General features: G+C 59.8%; 1 protein-coding gene. It reads right to left on the bottom strand.

The window, feature by feature from the left end; genetic code table 11:
* Positions 1-36: 36 nt before the first annotated feature.
* Positions 37-1,041, bottom strand: a complete 1,005-nt coding sequence (locus NKJ08_RS38715; protein WP_352786401.1) for a Gfo/Idh/MocA family oxidoreductase — start codon at positions 1,039-1,041, stop codon at positions 37-39.
* Positions 1,042-1,261 lie beyond the last annotated feature (220 nt).

The following is a 1,261-nucleotide window of genomic DNA, read 5'->3' as shown; positions in this document are numbered from 1 at the left end:
GCAGATTGCCGAGACTGTCTGAAACGAAACCCAGCTTCACGCGTAGAACTCCGGCTTTGCAATCATCTGGACAGGCGTACGACGGGCTTCCTTCAGCGCTACCACGCCGGCCTCGGCAACGACGGCGGCGCAGTAGCCGTCCCAGCAGTCCGAGGCGGTCGCGGGGAACTCACCAGTCATGACGAAGCGAAGGAAGTCGCGGTTCTGGCGGCGATAGGCATCGTAATAGCGGGTGCGCCAGTCGGCGTCGTAGTTTGTGCTTTGGGTAAGCGCTGACTCCGTGCGGGTGTAGGCAACGTTGTTGGTTGCCACGGCGCCGTTCTCGCCAATCAGCTCGGCGCGAACGTCATAGCCATAGGCGGCGTTGTTGTTGATCTCGATGTTGACGAGCTGCCCATCCACCGTTTCCAGCACCATGACGACAGGTGCCACACGCGCGTCCGAGCGGCTTGGCTGGAATGCGGAGATGGCAGCATATTCGGTGCCGAGCACATATCGCACGACATCGAATTCGTGCGGGGCCGAATTGGTGATAGCCATCGCGCCGGTGAAGTCGGCCGCAGGCGTTTCAACATTGCGGTGAAAATTGTGCATCATCAGCGCCCGGCCGAGATGACCATTATCGAGCGCTTGCTTCATCTCCTGGTAGGATTGATCGTAACGCCGCATGAAGCCGAGCTGGACGAATTTCGCCCCCGCTTTCTGTTCGGCTTCCATCACCGCGATGCAGTCAGCCGACGCTTGTGACAGCGGTTTTTCGCATAGGACGCGCTTGCCGGCGGCAATGCAAGCCATCGAAAGCGGCGCATGCGTGAAATCGGGACTCGCAATGATCACGGCGTCCACGTCTTGCCGCGTGATGGCGCCCTTGGGGTCGGTGGCAATGTCGATAGCGCCACACGCGTCGGCAACAGAACGAGCGCGCTGCTCATCCATGTCGCAGACCAATTGAAGGGTTGCGCCGGGCAGTTCCTCGGCAACTATCTTGGCATGATCCGCGCCCATCAAACCGGCGCCGATCACTGCAATGCGGATTGTCATTTCTGTCCTGCTTTTGCTTTTTCGAACTTACGGGCAACGGCCAACTCGGCGGCATGGAGCCACGCCTGGTTGGCGCCTTTTAAGAAATCTAACGAGCGGCTGGGCCCTCCAGCACCTGGAAGGACGGCGGATGACCTTCATGCTCGGCCATGTAACCATCGACCTTGGCTTCCAGATCGGCCATCGTTTCGCCGCCAGCCATCAGATCCGTAATCTCCTC

This window comes from Mesorhizobium sp. M0244, assembly GCF_040321795.1.
Lineage (GTDB): Bacteria > Pseudomonadota > Alphaproteobacteria > Rhizobiales > Rhizobiaceae > Mesorhizobium.
The sequence above is the reverse complement of the archived record's forward strand: the minus strand, read 5'-3'. Positions and strand labels throughout refer to the sequence as shown.